The sequence below is a fragment of the Gelidibacter sediminis genome (genome assembly GCF_004364975.1).
Classification (GTDB): Bacteria; Bacteroidota; Bacteroidia; order Flavobacteriales; family Flavobacteriaceae; genus Gelidibacter; species Gelidibacter sediminis.
Genome location: NZ_SOBW01000008.1, coordinates 862,710 through 882,211 on the forward strand (window position 1 = coordinate 862,710; position 19,502 = coordinate 882,211).

A 19,502-nucleotide genomic window follows, 5' to 3' on the forward strand; every position below is an offset into this window, starting at 1 on the left:
TAGCAAGAAGTTTTAAACTAAACATGGACTAAATACAGACAAATGTCCAAACACAAAAAAGGCCTTATCCATTTACAGATAAGACCTTTTGTATCCTATGATAATGTGCTTAGATCATCGATTCGAGTTCTGCTCTATTCACCGCTTTTCCATAAATTTTTTGATCAGGGTCCATGATTTTCGTTTTGCTTAAATCGCCAACATATACCGCATCAAATCCAATGTCTTCAATGAGTTGTTGGGTCACACGCTTACTATCTTCATCTTGTGCAGCAAATGGTACTGCCACTCGGTCTTGATCACGCCACGCTTTCGTTTTTAAATGATCGGCTTTTATGGTATTAAATGCTTTGGCCGTTCTTGCCGTCCCAAATTTCATGGCGGTGTATTCTGAGGCATTTCTATTGCTGTCTGTTACCTCTTGTGCCATTGCACCATCGAGTTCTGGGTATGGGTTTGTCGCATCAATAATTACGCGATTTCCATATTCGCCAGCATAGAGCTCAGCCAATTCATCAATGGCTTTAAAAGGTACGGCTAATAGATACACATCAGCATTGGCTTCAAACGCTTTTTCAACGCTCACCGCCTTGGCATTGCTGCCGCTATCTCTGACCAAATCGTTTAACTGTTCTGGATGGCGTGAGCTGAAGAGCACTTCGTGTCCTGCTTTTGCCCAATGTTTTCCTAAATTTCCGCCGATATTTCCACTTCCTATAACTCCTATTTTCATCTGTTTAATTTTTAACTGTTACTAAAACCATCTTGAAGATCAAGATTGCTAATTACAAGTTAACTTGAATTAATAGAAAGCGCTTGCCGAATTGCGCATAATCTTGACCCAATTCAACTTTTAACAGATAGTTGGCAAAATTAAACAAATAGGTAAGCTAATTCAGATTCTAAAAAGGAGATGCTTATTCTTCTGGTGGATAACCGTGAATTTCTTCAAAAACCGTGTCAAAATTCTCTCTGATATAGGCGCGTAATTTCATACGGTAATCGTCATGCAGCCATTTTACAAAATTGAAGGTGCTTTTACTGATACATTGTGTATAACGCTCCAAACGATGATTGATATCATCTTCCAACAATTTCATGAGAGCGAGTGCATCATAAACATCTTCGCTGTTTTCAACACATATTTTGGTGTGATGGGCAATAGATTGCTCCAATAAAACCTTTGAAGAATCGCCATTATTTACAGAGTCAATATAGGCCTGTTTCATATCGAAATAGACTTCTTTAGAATTCGCAAATTCCTTGCGAATGGCATCGGGCATCTCATATCTAAAATTGGCCTCAATATCATCATCATTAACAATGCTATCTAAATAATAATTTGGAGATCCGAATATTCTTTGCCAATCAATATCCGCACCCCACGGTCCGAAACGGTGCATATTGTTACCTAAATCGATAATCTTAAAGACCTCTTTACCTTCATAAATACGAGACCCACGTCCCACCATTTGATAATATAATGCCAAAGACTTTGTAGCTCTGTTTAGAATAATGGTATCTACAGATGGTTCATCAAAACCTGTAGTCAAAATACTTACTGATGATAAAATAGCATTTGGCGTTTCTTTAAACCATTTTAAAATAGCTTTACGTTCTTTTTTAGAAGCGGTATTATCTAAATGTGCAATGGTATACCCTGCTCTTTTAAAGGTATCATAAACATGTAAAGAAGTGTTGATCCCGTTGTTGAAAATCAAGGTCTTCTTATTTAAGGAGTGTTGCTCATAGGCATACACCACTTTTCTTAACATGTCTGTATTGGTGTAGAGATCTTCAGAAGATTTAACGGTATAGTCGCCGTTAGAGCCCACTTCCAATGAGGTCAATCCAACATTATATTGATAAGTTTCGGCCCGAGACAAAAAGTTATTTTCAATAAGGGATTCTATAGTTTCACCAGTAATCAGTTCATTATAATTATCCTTCATTGGTAAATCTTTATTAGAACTCAACGGAGTTGCCGTAACGCCGAGAATAAAGGATTTTTCAAAGTACTTAAAAAGTTTAGTAAAAGAATTGTAATGAGCCTCATCAATAATAACCAAACCGACATCTGATATATCCAACATATCCTCTTGGAGCCTATTGTTCAAGGTTTCTACCATTGCTACAAAACAGCTATAGTCGGCCTGATCATCCAAATTAGCCTTACTGTCTACCACCTTGTTGCTTACGTTAAATTCCGTCAACATTTTTGAGGTTTGCTTGAGCAACTCAATACGGTGGGTTAAAATCACAGCTTTTTTGTCGTGATTCTTCAAGTATTGTCTTACAAATTCAGAGAATATAACCGTTTTTCCGCCACCAGTAGGCAATTGGTAAAGTAAATGATAATCTTCAGGAGCTTCATCGAAAGCTTTAAATACTTTATCGATAGCTTTTTTCTGATAATTATATAAATCTTTTCCGGTTTGACGTTCTAAATTTTCTGAAATGGTTTTTACAGACATTCGCAATGGAGCTTAGGCATTTGTATTAGTAAGAAGCTGCAAAGATAAGTGTATTAGAGGGGTATTGCAATATTTCGTATAAAAGATATTTGTAATTTGCGACGGATTATTATGGATACAGTTACTTTACAACGAAATTTTGAAGGATATGTCAACACACCTTTACTTTGGTGTGATGCTCCAGTTTACGGATTGAAACCCTATGTTATGGGTTCATATTCAATTGAACATCATATCATCCCAAACGGTAAAAATCTTAGACTTGGGAAGCTTGTGGAACAATTTGTATTCCACGAAATGGCAGCCGATCCTTCTTGTATTATTTTGGCCAAAAACATTCAGATACAAGATGACAAGTTAACCATTGGCGAATTGGATGCTTTATTGGTGACCAATACTGGGCCTGTGCATCTGGAAATCATCTATAAATTTTATCTGTATGATCCAGATGTAGGAGATAGTGAATTGGCACATTGGATTGGCCCAAATCGGAAAGATGCACTGGTGCAGAAACTGAACAAACTTAAAGAAAAACAGTTGCCACTCCTCTATCACCCAAAAACACAACCGCTGATTAAAAAACTAGGATTGAACGCCTCAGACATTCAGCAACAGGTCCTCTTTAAAGCCCAATTGTTTTTGCCATTACATTTTAGAGGCGATGCTTTTAGCCAATTAAACCTTGAGTGTGTAAACGGGTTTTATTGTAACAGCGCTGATCTTGCCCAGTTTAAAGCCCATTTATTTTATATTCCCAGCAAGCTCAATTGGATCATGGACCCTGATGACAACGTGAGTTGGCTAGATTATGAAGATTTTATGGTGGACGTTATGGTTTGGCTACACGAACATCGATCGCCCTTATGTTGGCTGAAGACTGGCACGTACATTAAAAAATTCTTTGTAGTCTGGTGGTAAATTTTATAATCGATTCATCCCCAAACAGATTGTGGGTTTAAACAGAATCCTTGCCAGATGTCCACAAAAAGTTTTACTTTGCACAGGTAATTTTGCAGGGTTCAATCAGCGTTTCAAACTCTATTAAATTTACCATTAATCAACTTTATTTTGGGTTTATGCCCCCAAATATTGAGCACCATTAATCAAACACCAAAATCTAATTTTGAAAGTCTGTATTGCCGAAAAACCGAGTGTTGCCCGAGAAATTGCAGCTATTTTAGGAGCCAATAGTAAACATGATGGATACTATGAGGGCAATGGCTATGCAGTAACCTATACGTTTGGGCATTTGTGTACCCTTATGGAACCCAATGATTATAAACCGCATTGGAAAAGTTGGGATTTAAATAATTTACCCATGCTGCCCGAAAAGTTTAAAACCAAGGTGGTCAGCAATTCTGGCATTCAGAAGCAATTTAAAATTGTCAAAAAACTGTTTGATGGCGCTGATGTGGTCATTAATTGTGGTGATGCGGGCCAGGAAGGAGAATTGATTCAACGTTGGGTATTGGACCAAGCCAATTATAAAGGTAAAGTGCAACGCCTATGGATTTCTTCATTAACCTCAGAAGCCATCAAAGAAGGTTTTGAGAACCTGAAACCCTCTGAGCAGTATGATAATCTTTTTTATGCTGGATTTTCTAGAGCCATCGGCGATTGGTTATTAGGCATGAACGCCACCAGATTATACACCCTTAAACACGGGGGCTATAAGCAAGTACTATCAGTTGGACGCGTGCAAACGCCTACACTTGCCATGGTGGTCAACCGATTTAAGGAAATTGAAAATTTTGTACCACAGCCCTATTGGGAATTACAAACTCTTTATAGAAATGTTGTATTTAGTTATGAAGAAGGTCGGTTTACCAAAATGGAAGACGGTGAAATTCTGGCCAATAAAGTAAAAGAACACGAGTTTGAAATCGTCTCTATTACCAAGAAAAAAGGCAAGGATTATGCACCAAAACTCTTCGATCTTACGGGTTTGCAGGTGTATTGCAACACTAAGTTTGGTTTTTCAGCGGACGAAACTTTAAAAATTGTCCAAAAGTTATACGAACAGAAAGTGGTGACCTACCCGAGAGTAGACACCACCTTTTTACCTAATGATATTTATCCAAAGGTTCCAGGGATTTTAAAGAACTTGACAAAATATGCGCCACTGACCACGCCGCTTTTAAATAAAAAAATTAAAAAATCGGCTAAGGTTTTTAACGATAAGAAAGTTACAGATCACCACGCCATCATTCCTACGGGTGTGGAAAGTCCGTTGCAATACAACCAACAACAGGTCTACGATATTATTACAAGACGTTTTATAGCGGTATTTTATGACGACTGTGCCGTGTCTAATACCACAGTGATTGGAAAAGCAGTCGACGTAAATTTTAAAGCTACTGGAAAGGAAATCTTGAGTAAAGGCTGGCGTGTCGTTTTTGAAAGCGCTTCCAGTTCAAACAGTAACAGCGCCAAAGAAAATTTACTACCAAGTTTTGTAAAAGGTGAAAAAGGTCCGCACGAGCCGTCGTTTTTAGAAAAACAGACCAAACCGCCCAATCAATTTACAGAAGCTTCCCTCCTACGGGCTATGGAAACCGCAGGAAAACAAGTGGATGATGATGAGATGCGCGAACTGATGAAGGAAAATGGAATTGGCCGTCCCTCAACACGAGCAAATATTATAGAAACGCTTTTTAAACGCAAGTATATAGAGCGCAATAAGAAGCAGGTCTTACCTACTCAAATTGGAATCCAGCTGATTGACACCATCCAAAATGAACTTTTAAAGTCGGCGGAGTTGACCGGGATGTGGGAAAAACAGTTAAAAGATATAGAAAAAGGTACTTATAGTGCGGCCCAGTTTATTGCGAACATGAAGAAAATGGTGGATGCCTTGGTATATGAAGTGCGGAGCGAAACCAATCGTGCCAATATTTCACACACCCAAGCTGTACAGAAAACCGTTGCCAAAAGAGAAACGAAAAAGAAGGCAGGCATAACTTCAGAACAGTGTCCGAAATGCAAACGAGGATATTTGATTAAAGGGAAATCGGCTTTTGGATGTAGCAACTTTAAGAATGGGTGTCGTTTTGTGCTTCCCTTTAAATTTAAAGACAAAAAGATTTCAGAAAAGCAATTTATTAGATTACTCCAAAAAGGTTCTACCGTCAACTTAAAAGGATTTCAAACGGAGACTGGAGAATTGGAAGGACTCCTACGTTTTGATGATAAATTTCAACTGGTTTTGGAGCCAAAGAAATCGGCCAAAAAAGCGCTTCTCGATACACTGACCTGTCCTAAATGCAAAAAAGGAACGGTTATCAAAGGCAAAACAGCCTATGGGTGTAGTGCCTATAAATCAGGCTGTGATTTCAGATTTACCTTCGACGAGGTTCGTAAAAAATCAGAAGGAAAAAAAATGAGTAAGGAATTGGTATATAGCATTTTAAATGGAGACATCTAAAGCAGAAACACATGTGTATTATATGCTTCATAAACCTTTTGGATACTTAAGTCAATTTATGAGTAATGCCAAACACGAACGCAATAAAAAATTTTTGGGAGAACTCTATGAATTTCCGGAAGGCGTGATGCCCGTTGGTCGTTTGGATAAAAATTCGGAAGGCCTTTTGCTTCTTACCACCGATGGATTTTTAAGCAATGAAATCAACAGCAGTCAGGTAGAAAAAGAATATTATGTGCAAGTAGATGGTGCTATTACAGCACACGCCATAGCGGCCTTGCAAACGAGTGTCAATATCGGGTTTAAAGGGATTAAATACGATACGAAACCGTGCAAAGTATTTCAATTGGAAGGTCCTCCTAAATTACCAGAACGGTCTATAAAAATAAGGGATGCACGACATGGGCCAACCTCATGGTTATCGATTACGATAAACGAAGGAAAGTTTAGACAAGTCCGCAAAATGACCTCTGCGGTTGGTTTTCCTACATTGAGATTGGTACGTGTACGTATTGGTACCATTCATTTAAATAGAATGGCACCAGGTGAGGTTATAAAATTGAATGAATTAAAAGTAGATTAAACGCGCTTAACTCTAACGGCATTCATGCCTTTCATTCCGCGTTCCAACTCAAAGGTTACTTTGTCATTTTCAGCGATATCATCTAAGAGTCCGCTCACGTGACAGAAATACTTTTCATTATTTTCTAGGTCAATGATAAATCCGAAGCCTTTAGAGCTATCGTAGAAAGATACCTTTCCTTGTCTGATCGGATCTTCTTCTTCGCCTTCTTCTTTCTTAGGCACACCTAATACAATATCCTCAGCTTCAACTTTAATTTTATCTTCAGGGTTTGGAGGTGTGTCTGTTAAATTGCCGTAAGCATCTACGTAAGCAAACTGAATACCATCTGTTCCACCTTCCGCTTTACGGGCTTCTTTTTTCTTTCTTTTTTCTTCACGTTTTTTAGCACGTGCTTTTTCTTTTTCAATTTTGTTAAAGGTCTGTTGCGACTTAGCCATTCTTTTTTTTAAATATGTTTTAAGGGTTAAACTTTGAAATACCAATCAATACTGAAGATAGGCAATTTTTGAAAATTGAAACGTCTAAAGATTAATCAAGTGATTACAACGTATGTAAATTATAGAGAGTAATAAGTCTCTAATTATATACATACCTTACAAATATAAGATATTGATTTCAATCTGCCATCTGTCAAGCCATTATTCTTTGTGGTTGTGGGCCTAGCCCTCATATGAAGAGCCAAAAACTAAACTAATATCAGCCTTAAAAAGCACCTTAATTGCCAGACTTGCTTTATAAACAATCCTCGTGTAAATATTTTTTTGTCCTATTATAAATAGGATTGTTCCCTAATTCGATACTTGGAACAAAATTTGTAAAAGGAATTATTTTTCTCCAAAATGATAAAATTAATAAGATGGCAAAAATTTTATAGATATTTAAATCTATTGCCTTGAGGTCTTTACAACAGAAGATTATATTTTTCAGGCAGCTCATAAACCACAAAGTTTCATTTATAAAGAACTAATCTATTAGGAGATTTGTAAATATTTATCTAAATTTATAAAGAGAACTCCGCTAAACATAACGCTAAATGACTTTTATCACTGAAAATATTATCCCAGGAAATTATGGTAAAAAATTCACCACAGATGTGAATGAGGCGAATGAAAAATCACGATTGGAAGCAGCTATTATGGAAGTAAATGGGGTGACAAAGGTTATCTTTGAAGCTGGTGTCTACCCATTAGAATTTACCGTTCATACAGATCAGGTTGTACATATCACCGAGTTGCAGGACAAAGCGAAGGCCTTGGGGTATCATGTGATTGCTAAAGAACCTTTCTTCCCATTATTTTAGTATTACTCTTCCTTTATAAGAATAATACTAGCAGTAACACCAGTAAGTAGATTCCATTTTTTAGAAGATACAATTACGCCATTATCATCATACACCTGAAATTCTGCGGTATTTGGTCCCGACTCTCCTTGATTAAGCGCTACAAATTCTATTTTATTGATGCCCGGAACCAACGGCACGTCAAAACTCTTATAACTTCCTGTCAGTAATAAATTGGGGATGAATACTGAGCCATTGACAAAAACGCGTACACGGTCGCCATCAGGATATTCATGATCTCTACAAACAATATTCGCCTTGTTTCCTGTCATTCTGAAATTACCCAAAAACTGGTCTTCCATAGTTTCCATTTTAAAACCCTGTTCTACAGCCTTGGCATTCCATTTTTTATCAAAAATTTCACCTGGATCCCTAAGATTAGAGTCGTCAAACATTGAAAATTCCTTTTCTTGTTTTTTAATGGTAATGGGATTTTCTTTTGGAGTAGACTCTTCTTTCTTTACCGGATCAATTTTAACGGGTGTAGGCGCTGGTTCTTTCTTTTCTTCCTTTTTTTCTACTGCAGGAATAGGAATACTCTTAATTGGAAATTCCTGAGCGTTCGTATTGAAAATTGTTACGAGAAAAAAAATGCCTAAAAGCTTAAGTTTGTAGGTTGCCATACGTTTAGAAACTGTTTCAGGTACCTTAATCAATAATTGTACCTATTAACGAAACTAACAATAAATATTGACTATAATTTTAAAGAAAACGTTAAAACTTACCGTTAAAACTGAGCCTTAGTTTCCTGATATACTCTTCCATAAGCCAGTCTTTATAATTTTTGGTGCTGTTCATCATACAATAGGAATATTGTTTGATCCTATAGGAAATATCATCCTGTAGATATTTTATAATATCGCGTGCATCAAATATGGTGTCAACATTCTCGATAATCATTTGTGAATGTTGCTCAATAGATTTTTCTATTGCCGTGATAGACTTCTGACCGTCAGCAATGGCACGTTCATAAGCTTCTTTCACATCAAATTCAATGTGTTCAGTGTTACTAAAGCGTTCCCGAATAGAATCCGGCATAACATACACAAAATCGCGCTCAATATCTTCATCATCTCTTAAATTTTCAAGATATAAATCAGGATACTTAAAAATATGTTGCCAGTCTACGGTCTGATCCCATGGTCCAAAACGAACTGCATTATTTCCTAAATCTAACACTGTAAATGTTTTTTTATCGGCTAGAATACGTGATCCACGTCCAATCATTTGAAAATAAAGAGTTAGAGAACGTGTGGCTCGATTAAGAATGACAGATTCTACTGTGGGCTCATCAAAACCAGTAGTTAAAATGCTGACAGAGGTTAAAATTCCATCAGGAGTATTTTTAAACCATTTCAATATTTCTTTACGTTCTTGCTTACTACAGGTGTTATCTAGATGCCTAATATTGTACCCCGCACGTTGAAAAGAGTAATATACCTCTCTAGAGGTCTGGATGCCATTATTAAAAATGAGCGTTTTTTTTCCTTTAGACATTTCTTCGTAAGCAAAAATCAGCTTACTCAACATGTGTGAATTGGTATAGAGCGCCTCCGAAGATTTTACTGTATAATCACCGTTAACTCCAATTTTGAGCGTGTTTAATTCCACATCAAAATTGTAGAGCTCAGCTTTGGCTAAAAATCCATTCTTAATTAAGGTTGAAATATCATCACCAACTATCAATTTTTGGTAATTATCTTTCATTGGTAACTTTATGTTAGAGCTTAAGGGTGTAGCCGTAACACCTAGAATAAAACAGTTCTCAAAGAATTTAAACAGTTTTCGAAAAGAGTTGTAATGGGCTTCATCAATAATGACCAGACCAATATCTTCCAAACGCAATTTTTTATCATTCAAACGATTGTTCAAGGTTTCAACCATGGCCACAAAACATTTATACTGATCTTGGTCTGGCAGTTCTTTAACCTTGCTATTAATGATTTTGTTATGGACATCAAAATTAGTGAGCATTTTTGATGTTTGTTTGCAAAGCTCAATCCGATGTGTCAAAATGACCACCTTCTTGTTATGATTTTTTATGTAGCGCCTAACAATCTCAGAGAAAATAACCGTCTTTCCACCTCCTGTTGGGAGTTGGTACAACAAATTAAAGTTATCAGGAGACGTTTCCAACACCTCAAAAATCTTGTTGAGATCAGCAAGCTGATAATCATATAGATTTTTTTTGGTTTTGGTGACATTAAAATGTTCTGACGTTTCTAACATAACATAGGGAATTCGGAGAAAATTTGCACAAAATTAATACTTTATAAGAGTTAATGGGAAGGAATGTTGAAAAGATTTTAGTAACGATAAAAGTCAGGTGTATGATTTATTTGAATATTGTACGATACTAGGTGCACAATATCGAAACGTTAGAAAAAAAAAGAGAACCTTATAAAGGTTCTCTCTAATTAAAATAAAAATTATTTTTAAGGTATTAGGAAACGTTAATACGTTTTGCAGGTTTTTCCTTTGCTTCTTCTTTTTTAGGCAAATGTACCGTCAAAATTCCATCTTCATATTTTGCGCTTATATGATCAGATTCTATACTGTCTGGCAAAGTAAATGTTCTTTTAAATGAGGCATATCCAAATTCTCGACGCGTATAATTACCCTCTTCCGTTGTGTTGTCTTCTTTTCTTTCAGAAGACACAGAAAGAATTTTGTTATCAACGTCAATGTCGAAATCTGATTTTTTCATTCCAGGAACCGCAATTTCCAAAAAGAATTCCTCAGCGTTTTCCTTAATATTTACTGCTGGTAATGTCATTCCTGTATTAAAATTAGACATAAAACCTGTGCCCATGCCACTTTCAAACAAATCTTCTACCCAAGATGAGAAGCTAGGCAATGATGCATTGCTCCTTCTGGTTGCATTTTTTGAAGTAGACATCTCGTTTCCATTTTTCTGAATTGTTGCTAAACTACTCATGGTTCATCAAAATTTTAAGTTAAACTTCATTTTCAATTCGTATAATTCAAAATGAATACCAAATTTTAAAATGAGATTATTTGCTCGCAATTTTGACGTCTAACGGACAATTTGGCACGGTTAACACTCTAAAAACTAGCAAAATGACAGATTTCGATGTCTTTTTATTGCCAAAGGATGAATTATTCCATTGACGCTTTTTTAATAGCCTCTTCAGATAATTTATACTCGATACAAACAGTGCGTCTCCCCCATTCTCTTGCTGCTTCAATATCTTTTCCCATATAAATATCTATGTGCTTACGCCATTTAGGGTGCATTTTATCTTTTACCAGATATACACCGTCAAAACCCTCAATAACTACCGGAGTATTATGTTTTATCCCCATGCGAAGCAAATCACGTGACACTGCTATATATTTCACGCCGGGTTTCAAACTATCTCCAAAAGCTGTTATTTGTGGAGTGCTGCTGGTTTGCGCGGGTGTAGAATTGTAAGCACTAGCTTCAACTGTAATGGAATCCCATATCTCAATAGGTGCAACTTCTACAGGTTTCGCACAGCCCAATACTATTAAGAACATCATTAAAAAACGTATTCGCATGAAATAAATATACAACTTAAAGAATCATAAATTCATTTTTGTAACTTGTCAAGTCATAAATATATTATATAAATCCATGAAAAAAACGATTCTTTCTTTAAGTTTATTAACGCTCGTTATGAGTTGTAAAGACGACAACCAAAAAATGGTAGAACCAGATGCAAAACAAGATTCCATAGCACTTATTGAGCGTGCTAAGGCTATCCATGAGCGTGTCATTACCTTAGATACGCACTGCGACTTTAATGTTGCCAATTTTACAGATGAAACTAATTATACCCAAGATTTATCATCTCAGGTAACACTTCCTAAAATGAGTGAGGGCGGCTTAGACGTGGCCTGGTTTATTGTGTATACAGGACAAGATGAATTAACGGACGCAGGATTTAAAAAAGCGCACGAAACCGCCATGGGTAAATTTGATGCTATTCATAAATTGGTAGATGATATCGCACCAGATGACATAGAGCTGGCAGTAACATCAGATGATGTCAGACGCATTGTAAAATCCGGAAAAAAGGTGGCTATGATCGGGATTGAAAATGGCTATCCGGTAGGAAAAGATATTGCCAATGTTGAGAAATTTTACAATTTAGGTGGACGCTATATGTCATTGTCACATAATGGTCATAGTCAATTGAGCGATAGCAATACGGGTGAAGCCGATTCCGTATGGTTACATAATGGTTTAAGTGATTTAGGTAAGAAAGTGATCAAAGAAATGAATCGTTTAGGGATGATGATTGATGTATCACACCCAAGTAAAGAAGCAATGAAACAAATGATCGAACTGTCAGAGGCCCCAATTATTGCATCTCACTCTTCTGCAAGAGCTTTGTGCGATCACAGTAGAAATTTAGATGATGAGCAATTGGAGTGGCTTAAAGAAAATGGCGGTGTTGTGCAAACGGTTGCTTTTGCGGCGTATTTGAATACCGAGAAGGCTGAAAAATATGTGGCATTTAAAAAGGAAGTGGCTCTGACAGTCATGGACTCAATGAATGTGGCATATTTGGAATGGAATGATATGAAAGATCTTTCGCCAGATGAGCGCGATGCATATTATGCCGTTTTAGATAAAGTAAGACCTATTGTGGATGCGAAGATTAAGGGTATGAAGGATGTTCCTGAAGGGGTAACAGTTTCAGATTTTGTAGATCATATTGATTATATGGTCAAAAAAATTGGGATTAAGCATGTTGGTATTAGTAGCGACTTTGATGGCGGTGGTGGTATTGTCGGTTGGAATGATGCCTCCGAAACCTTTAACGTAACCCTAGAACTCGTAAAGCGTGGCTATACTGAGGAAGAAATTGGAATGCTATGGAGTGGAAACTTGTTACGGGTTTTGGACGACGTGCAGGCCTATGCTAAAAGTGTTCAAAAAAGCTAAGCCTTACATACATTAGTAATTACAAAAGTCCGCATGATGCGGACTTTTTATGTTTATAAAAAGAATTACTTTACGATTTGTTGCTGGCTATAATTTGCTTTGCTTTATCCGCATCAGCATGAGATACATAAATTTCAATATCGCCGTAAATTCCGGGATAAGAAGAATCCGACTTATTCAATTCCTGGTAAGCAATAGCCTCATTTTCTAAAATATTTTTGATTTCCATAATTCTCACCTGAGAACTTCCTGAATATATTTTTACGTCGCTCATATGTTTTAGTTTTAAATATGTGATTATCTTTCTAAGTTAAGGAAAAAAAAGGAAAGTATCTCAATTGTAACGCTGACAGCATACTGTTAAAAATAATGAGAGATTTATAGTTTAAAATGGATGTTATTTGTGCTGATGTGTAGGGAATATGATCCTAAAAACAAAAACCAGTGTCTGTGAGAAACACTAACACTGGTATAATTTTAAATTAATATCTTGTCTAGTACGCTAATACAGCACGTAATGCCGCTTCAAATTTCCCTTTAGCCAAATATTGATCTTCCAGTTGGTTGATGAACGGAATTGGGGTTTCCATACTAGCGACACGTTTAACCGGTGCGTCTAAATATTCGAAACACTGTTCCATGAGCATCGCACTTAAGTCGCTCGCAATTCCACCAAACATAGAATCCTCTTGTAGTATAATGGCGCGGCCTGTTTTTTTAACAGAGTTAAAAATAGCTTCAGAATCTAAAGGCTGCAAGGTCCTTAAATCGATAAGATCAGCTTTAACATCTTCATTTTTCGACAATGTATCGAGTGCCCAATGTACTCCTGCTCCATATGTGATAATCGTAATGTCATTGCCTTCTTTTAATAATGCTGCTTTACCAAACGGAATGGTAAAATAATCAGTCGGTACGTCTTGGCGAATACTTCTGTACAACGCCTTATGTTCAAAAAACAACACCGGATTTGGGTCGTTTATAGCTGTGTTCAACAAGCCTTTGGCATCATAGGGGAATGCAGGATAGACCACTTTTAAACCAGGGGTCTTCGTAAACCAAGCTTCATTGGTTTGCGAGTGGAATGGCCCGGCAGCAACGCCTGCGCCGCAAGGCATTCTAATGACTACATCAGCCTTTTCATTCCATCGGTAATGCGATTTTGCTAAATAATTGACAATTGGGTTGAAACCTGAACTCACAAAATCGGCAAATTGCATCTCAACAATGGCTTTCATTCCTGCAATAGATAACCCCATGGCTGTCTCCACAATGGCGGATTCGCATATTGGTGTATTGCGCACGCGCTCCTTTCCAAATTCGGCTACAAAGCCTTCTGTTATTTTAAATGCACCACCGTATTCTGCAATATCCTGACCCATTATCACGAGGTCTCTATGGCGTTTCATACTCTGTCTTAATCCTTGAGAAATGGCATCGATAAATCGAATATCTTCACTGTTTGACTTTGGTTCAACATGCTGATAATCAAACTCTGCGTAGACATCATTTAATTCAACGCTTTCATCGGCTTTGATAGTTTCCTCTGCGCTTGCAGCTTGTAGAGCGACATCAATTTCTGCTTTAATGGTGCTTTGAAATTGATTGTCTTGTGCCGTTGTTAAAACGCCTAAATTAAACAGGTAATTTCTATAATTATTAATAGGATCTTTAGCTTCCCATTCTTTTATTAGTTCAGTAGGTACATATTTTGTGCCACTAGCCTCCTCATGGCCACGCATTCTAAATGTTTTAAATTCAATAAGTATAGGACGTGGACGCTTACGCACACTCTCGGCCAGTTTGAGTACTTTGCCATACACTTCAAGGATATTATTTCCATCTAAAATGAATGAATCAATGCCATAGCCTTTACCTCTATCGGCTAAATCTTTACAAAAATATTGTTCGCTGGTAGGTGTCGATAGACCATAGCCGTTATTTTCAATACAAAATATAACGGGTAATTGCCAAACGGCAGCCACGTTTAAAGCTTCGTGAAAATCGCCCTCACTAGTTCCTCCTTCTCCAGTAAACACCGCGGTTACTTGGTTTTTATTCTTGAGTTTGCTCGCAAGTGCGATACCGTCAGCAACGCCCAATTGCGGCCCCAAATGAGAAATCATTCCCACAATATGGTATTCCTGTGTTCCAAAATGGAAAGAGCGATCACGACCCTTAGTAAAGCCATTTGCTTTGCCTTGCCATTGACTGAAAAGGCGTTGCAAAGGGATTTCGCGTGTGGTAAACACACCTAAATTACGATGCATAGGCAAGATATATTCGTCTGACTGCAACGCCATGGTAACACCAACCGAAATTGCCTCTTGCCCAATTCCTGAAAACCATTTTGAAACTTTACCCTGACGGAGTAGTATTAACATCTTTTCTTCTATCAATCTAGGCTTCAGCATAGTTTTGTAGAGTTGAAGAAGTGTTTTGTTATCGAGATTCTTCCTATCGTAATGAATCGCGCTTTTAATGGATGATAACATAAGGTTAGCGGTTTAATTCTCAAATGTAAATAAAAATCGATAGAATGACTCTAATCGTTCATTTTTTTACCGTAATAAAGCACTTAGGATTTACAGTATTTTAGTTACTTTTGTGATAAAGCAATTAAACCTAAAACAGATATAGCAATGAATGTGATACCAAGTGTAAATCTTAAGGATTTTGTATCAGGAGATCCAATAAGGAAACAAAAGTTTATTGACGAAATTGGTAAAGCCTATGAAGAAATTGGTTTTGTGGCCTTAAAAGGACATTTTCTAGATGATTCATTGGTAGATGATCTCTATGGAGAGGTTAAAAATTTCTTTTCGTTACCAACAGAAGTCAAACAGAAATATGAAATTCCAGGAATTGGAGGTCAGCGTGGCTATGTGTCATTTGGTAAAGAAAGTGCAAAGGGCCAGAAGCAAGGCGATTTAAAGGAGTTCTGGCATTTTGGCCAATATGTAGAAGATGATCCTGTGCGTGCTAAAGAATATCCTGAAAACGTTCAAGTAACTGAGTTGCCTAGGTTTAATGAAGTTGGAAAAGAGGCTTATATCATGTTAGAAAAAACTGCTAAGTATGTACTCAGAGCTTTAGCTCTTCATTTAGATTTAGAGGAAACATATTTTGATAATTACATACACAATGGCAACTCTATATTAAGACCTATCCACTACCCACCTATTCTTGAAGAGCCAAAAGATGCTGTACGTGCCGCAGCGCATGGCGACATTAATTTGATTACGCTACTTATGGGCGCACAAGGGCGAGGATTGCAGGTTCAAAATCATAAAGGTGAATGGTTAGATGCCATTGCAGAACCTGATGAATTGATGATTAATGTTGGCGATATGCTTTCAAGACATACCAACAATAAATTGAAATCGACAATACACCGTGTGGTTAATCCACCAAGAGAGTTATGGGGAACCTCACGATATTCCATCCCATTTTTTATGCATCCTATCAGTGAAATGAAATTGGATGTTTTAGATAGTTGTATAGATGAAAATAATCCGAAGCAATATGATGATATAACGGCAGGTGAGTTTTTGACGGAACGTCTCATTGAACTTGGTTTAATCAAAAAATAATGATTCAAGATCATTTAAAAGTATTCATACTTAATTTCACAACTCATAGAAGACTGATACGATATGGATTTAGAAGATCAACTTAAAAAGTTGTTTCCTGAACATACACCAGAAGAAACACCAGAGGACAAACCTTCCAACATATGGTTGCAAGATGAACCTATCCTCTGCAAATATGAGAAAAGAAAAGGAAAACCGATTACTATTTTAGAAGGGTATACAGGTGCAACGGAAGATTTTAAAACTCTAGCTAAAGAGTTAAAGACAACATTAAGTGTTGGGGGTAGTTTTAAGGATGACAAAATCATTATTCAAGGTGATTACAGAGATAAAATTATGGCACTGCTTAAAGAAAAGGGGTTTGCTGTAAAACGTGTAGGAGGCTGATGGCTTCTAAAACATTACATATCACTAATGGTAATCAGCTCACTGATTATTTAAAAAAGCTCAAGTATGCCGGCCATTTTCTGACTTGGCAAGAAATGCTTTGTGAAGGCCCTACTATTGAACATATCGCATCACGAGCGTTTTATAATTTAAGGAAGGAATTTTTACAAGAGTGTTATGATATTGAAATCAATAAGGAGGAGCTTATTGAAGAAATGGATATTTTGAATCATATAGAACAGTTTGATGAAATCATCTTATGGTTTGAATATGATTTGTTTTGCCATATCAACCTAATAGCAGTGATGAATCTCCTCAGGCAAAAGGGCATTGAGCTTCCACTCTACTTGGTATGTAGTGGCCGGGTAAAGGGAGAAAAGGAACTCAAAGCATTGGGAGAATTAACGCCAGAACAGCTCCAAAAACACTATACTGAAAGAATTAAGTTAACAGAAATTGATAAGGATTTAATGCGTTCTTTGTGGCGCATCTATTGTGGCAAAGACCATAACCTTTTTAAACCCTTTATTGTTCAAAATTCATCATTCCCTTATTTAAGCAATTGTTTAAGAGCGCATTTAGAGCGGTTTCCAGATTCAAAAACCGGCCTATCTACACTCGAGACCCATACACTTAAAATGATTGCAGACCACAACATCAAATCCACACGTCATTTATTAGGATACATCCTCAATTTTCAAGGCTACTATGGCTTTGGAGACCTTCAAATTAATAGGATGATTTCACTTTTGGAAATATTTTATGTACAACTGGACGATCGTCTTGTCCTAAACGAAAAAGGAAGACAAGCCATTGAACATGCTCATGATTTTTCCTCAGAACTCCAATCTCCGATGGTATTTGGAGGGGTAAAAAAATTAGATTTTCAGTTCAGTAAAACTGAGAATAAACTTATAAACACAGTATAATGGCGATAGCGGCTTCAGAACTCATATTAAATCCAGACGGTAGTGTGTACCACCTTAACCTGAGACCAGAACATATGGCAAGCACAATCATCACCGTGGGAGACCCAGATCGTGTTGATAGTGTTACCGAGCATTTTGACACTGTCGAATTTCAAACTCGAAAAAGAGAATTTCATACTCAAACGGGTAGCTATAAGGGCAAACGTATTACTGTAATTTCTACTGGTATTGGTACAGATAATATTGATATTGTTCTTAATGAATTGGATGCACTTGTCAATATCGATTTAAAAACAAGGACGCTTAAGAAAGATCTGACTACTTTGGATATTATCAGAATTGGCACATCTGGCTCAATTCAAAAGGAAATTCCGATAGATACATTTTTGATAAGTGAATTCGCTGCAGGGTTTGATAGCTTATTGCACTTTTATAAAAACGAAGGTATACAAGATTTTGAGATGTCTGAGGCACTCGTTAAACACACTAATTGGAGTCCTTTAAAATCAAAGCCCTATATTGTCAAGTGTAATACTGACTTAATGGCAAAATTCAGTTCAGATCAAACCATAAAAGGTTTTACGGCTACTAATGTCGGGTTTTATGGGCCTCAAGGGAGAGTGTTGAGATTGCCGGTTCAGGATGAGAGCCTTAACGACAAATTAGCGCATTTTAATTACAAGAATAGATTTATTACAAATCTTGAGATGGAAACGGCTGGCATTTACGCGCTTTCAACACTTTTAGGACATAGAGCTTTATCGATGAATGCTATTATTGCCAATAGAGCTACGGGAGAATTCAGCAAAAATCCGTCAGAGATTGTTAACGCTTTAATAAGTTATACTTTAGAAAAATTAGTACAGTAACAGATTGCAGAAAAGCAATAATCTAAATAACAAAACAAACTTCTACGAGCAGAACTTGTAAGAAGTATAACATGATTCTTAATGAAGACAGTAAAAATTGGTGGTGTACCGGAACATTTCAATTTGGCGTGGTATTTAACGTTGAAGGATGGCGAATATAAAGACGAAAACATCAATTTGCGTTGGCAGGATTACTATGGTGGCACTGGTGCTATGACTGAAGCCTTGAGAAACGGCGATATTGATATTGCGGTGATTTTGACCGAAGGAATTGTGAAGGATATAGCAGAAGGAAACCCGAGTAAAATTGTGCAGGTTTTTGTTGAGACACCACTCATTTGGGGCATTCATGTGGCGGAAGGTTCAGAGTTCAAAGCTATAGACCAATTAAAAGGCAAACGTTGCGCCATTAGTAGATATGGTTCTGGATCTCATTTAATGGCTTATATCAATGCTGAAAATAATGATTGGAATCTAGAAACTGATTTGCGATTTGAAGTAGTGCAAGATTTGGAAGGTGCCGTAAAGGCCCTCAGTAATGGCGAGGCTGACTACTTTATGTGGGAGAAATTTATGACCAAACCTATTGTAGACTCTGGCGTTTTTAGACGTATTGCCAATTGCCCAACCCCATGGCCTTGTTTTGTAATTGCTGTCAGAAATGAATTTCTGGAGGCTAATGAGAATATTGTGAAGATTATTCTTGAAATCATTAATAATACCACTATTGATTTTAAGGAGATCCCTAGTATTGATCGGATGATTGCCAATAGATATGCGCTAGAATTAGAAGATGTGCAAGAATGGCTTTCTTTAACAGAATGGTCTCAACGCCATTTGGATGAAGCTACAGTTACCAAAGTTCAGCAAAAACTCATGAAACTGGACATTCTCTCTGAGCAACTTCCTTATAAGCAAATTGTCAAAAATGTTTAGAACAACAGCATGTTGAGATAACAAAACAA

The 19,502-nt window shown here is 36.9% G+C and carries 19 protein-coding genes; 10 read left to right on the forward strand and 9 right to left on the reverse strand.

What is annotated here, in order from left to right:
* Positions 1-109 precede the first annotated feature (109 nt).
* Both BXY82_RS10510 and BXY82_RS10515 read right to left on the reverse strand, forming a co-directional pair.
* Positions 110-733 carry an NADPH-dependent F420 reductase gene (locus BXY82_RS10510; RefSeq protein WP_133758151.1) on the reverse strand — a complete coding sequence of 208 codons (624 nt, stop codon included), beginning with the start codon at positions 731-733 and terminating at the stop codon, positions 110-112.
* A 184-nt stretch (positions 734-917) separates the two neighbouring features.
* Entirely contained in the window at positions 918-2,474 is a 1,557-nt protein-coding gene (locus tag BXY82_RS10515; protein ID WP_133758152.1) for a DEAD/DEAH box helicase, read from the reverse strand.
* A gap of 111 nt (positions 2,475-2,585) precedes the next feature.
* Here BXY82_RS10515 and BXY82_RS10520 point away from each other — a divergent pair, with 111 nt between their 5' ends.
* The 3 genes from BXY82_RS10520 to BXY82_RS10530 all read left to right on the forward strand — a co-directional run bounded on the left by BXY82_RS10520 (position 2,586) and on the right by BXY82_RS10530 (position 6,481).
* The gene (locus BXY82_RS10520; RefSeq protein ID WP_133758153.1) at positions 2,586-3,392 is read left to right on the forward strand and encodes a DUF1853 family protein; all 807 of its coding nucleotides are present in this window, start codon (positions 2,586-2,588) and stop codon (positions 3,390-3,392) included.
* A gap of 205 nt (positions 3,393-3,597) precedes the next feature.
* Positions 3,598-5,898 carry a type IA DNA topoisomerase gene (locus tag BXY82_RS10525; protein ID WP_133758154.1) on the forward strand — a complete coding sequence of 767 codons (2,301 nt, stop codon included), beginning with the start codon at positions 3,598-3,600 and terminating at the stop codon, positions 5,896-5,898.
* Positions 5,885-6,481: a pseudouridine synthase gene (locus BXY82_RS10530; protein WP_243835778.1), complete on the forward strand. Its 597-nt coding sequence runs from the start codon at positions 5,885-5,887 to the stop codon at positions 6,479-6,481. The genes BXY82_RS10525 and BXY82_RS10530 overlap by 14 nt, the downstream gene beginning before the upstream one ends.
* Here the strand turns inward: BXY82_RS10530 and BXY82_RS10535 are convergent.
* Positions 6,478-6,921, reverse strand: a complete 444-nt coding sequence (locus tag BXY82_RS10535) for a cold-shock protein (RefSeq protein ID WP_133758155.1) — start codon at positions 6,919-6,921, stop codon at positions 6,478-6,480. The two genes, BXY82_RS10530 and BXY82_RS10535, sit on opposite strands and share 4 nt — an antisense overlap.
* A 596-nt stretch (positions 6,922-7,517) precedes the next feature.
* Here BXY82_RS10535 and BXY82_RS10540 point away from each other — a divergent pair.
* Complete coding sequence (locus BXY82_RS10540; protein ID WP_133758156.1) at positions 7,518-7,784, forward strand: heavy-metal-associated domain-containing protein; 267 nt, start codon at positions 7,518-7,520, stop codon at positions 7,782-7,784.
* Between the two features lie 2 nt (positions 7,785-7,786).
* Here the strand turns inward: BXY82_RS10540 and BXY82_RS10545 are convergent, their stop codons facing one another.
* The 4 genes from BXY82_RS10545 to BXY82_RS10560 all read right to left on the reverse strand — a co-directional run bounded on the left by BXY82_RS10545 (position 7,787) and on the right by BXY82_RS10560 (position 11,348).
* Positions 7,787-8,446 (reverse strand): hypothetical protein, encoded by a 660-nt coding sequence (locus BXY82_RS10545; RefSeq protein WP_133758157.1) that lies wholly within the window; start codon positions 8,444-8,446, stop codon positions 7,787-7,789.
* A 91-nt stretch (positions 8,447-8,537) separates the two neighbouring features.
* Entirely contained in the window at positions 8,538-10,052 is a 1,515-nt protein-coding gene (locus tag BXY82_RS10550) for a DEAD/DEAH box helicase (RefSeq protein WP_133758158.1), read from the reverse strand.
* 214 nt (positions 10,053-10,266) lie between these two features.
* Positions 10,267-10,761 (reverse strand): Hsp20/alpha crystallin family protein, encoded by a 495-nt coding sequence (locus BXY82_RS10555; RefSeq protein ID WP_133758159.1) that lies wholly within the window; start codon positions 10,759-10,761, stop codon positions 10,267-10,269.
* 182 nt (positions 10,762-10,943) lie between these two features.
* A complete protein-coding gene (locus tag BXY82_RS10560) occupies positions 10,944-11,348 on the reverse strand; it encodes a 3D domain-containing protein (RefSeq protein ID WP_243835779.1) in 405 nt (134 codons plus the stop codon).
* A gap of 94 nt (positions 11,349-11,442) precedes the next feature.
* Between BXY82_RS10560 and BXY82_RS10565 the strand changes: the two genes are divergently transcribed.
* On the forward strand, positions 11,443-12,759 hold the full coding sequence (locus tag BXY82_RS10565) for a dipeptidase (RefSeq protein ID WP_133758160.1): 1,317 nt from the start codon (positions 11,443-11,445) through the stop codon (positions 12,757-12,759).
* A gap of 70 nt (positions 12,760-12,829) precedes the next feature.
* Here BXY82_RS10565 and BXY82_RS10570 read toward each other — a convergent pair whose 3' ends face one another.
* Together BXY82_RS10570 and BXY82_RS10575 are read right to left on the reverse strand one after the other, a co-directional pair.
* Positions 12,830-13,033 (reverse strand): putative signal transducing protein, encoded by a 204-nt coding sequence (locus BXY82_RS10570; RefSeq protein ID WP_133758161.1) that lies wholly within the window; start codon positions 13,031-13,033, stop codon positions 12,830-12,832.
* A gap of 220 nt (positions 13,034-13,253) precedes the next feature.
* A complete protein-coding gene (locus BXY82_RS10575; RefSeq protein WP_133758162.1) occupies positions 13,254-15,254 on the reverse strand; it encodes an alpha-ketoacid dehydrogenase subunit alpha/beta in 2,001 nt (666 codons plus the stop codon).
* A 147-nt stretch (positions 15,255-15,401) separates the two neighbouring features.
* Between BXY82_RS10575 and BXY82_RS10580 the strand changes: the two genes are divergently transcribed.
* The 5 genes from BXY82_RS10580 (at position 15,402) to BXY82_RS10600 (ending at position 19,473) form a co-directional block, all read left to right on the forward strand.
* A complete protein-coding gene (locus BXY82_RS10580; protein ID WP_133758163.1) occupies positions 15,402-16,352 on the forward strand; it encodes an isopenicillin N synthase family dioxygenase in 951 nt (316 codons plus the stop codon).
* 63 nt (positions 16,353-16,415) lie between these two features.
* The gene (locus BXY82_RS10585) at positions 16,416-16,739 is read left to right on the forward strand and encodes a translation initiation factor (RefSeq protein WP_133758164.1); all 324 of its coding nucleotides are present in this window, start codon (positions 16,416-16,418) and stop codon (positions 16,737-16,739) included.
* On the forward strand, positions 16,739-17,668 hold the full coding sequence (locus tag BXY82_RS10590; RefSeq protein ID WP_133758165.1) for a DUF1835 domain-containing protein: 930 nt from the start codon (positions 16,739-16,741) through the stop codon (positions 17,666-17,668). Before BXY82_RS10585 ends, BXY82_RS10590 begins: the two co-directional genes overlap by 1 nt.
* Positions 17,668-18,537, forward strand: coding sequence for a nucleoside phosphorylase (locus BXY82_RS10595; protein WP_133758166.1), 870 nt, complete (start codon positions 17,668-17,670; stop codon positions 18,535-18,537). Before BXY82_RS10590 ends, BXY82_RS10595 begins: the two co-directional genes overlap by 1 nt.
* Positions 18,538-18,618: 81 nt before the next feature.
* Positions 18,619-19,473 (forward strand): substrate-binding domain-containing protein, encoded by an 855-nt coding sequence (locus tag BXY82_RS10600; RefSeq protein WP_133758167.1) that lies wholly within the window; start codon positions 18,619-18,621, stop codon positions 19,471-19,473.
* Positions 19,474-19,502: the final 29 nt, after the last annotated feature.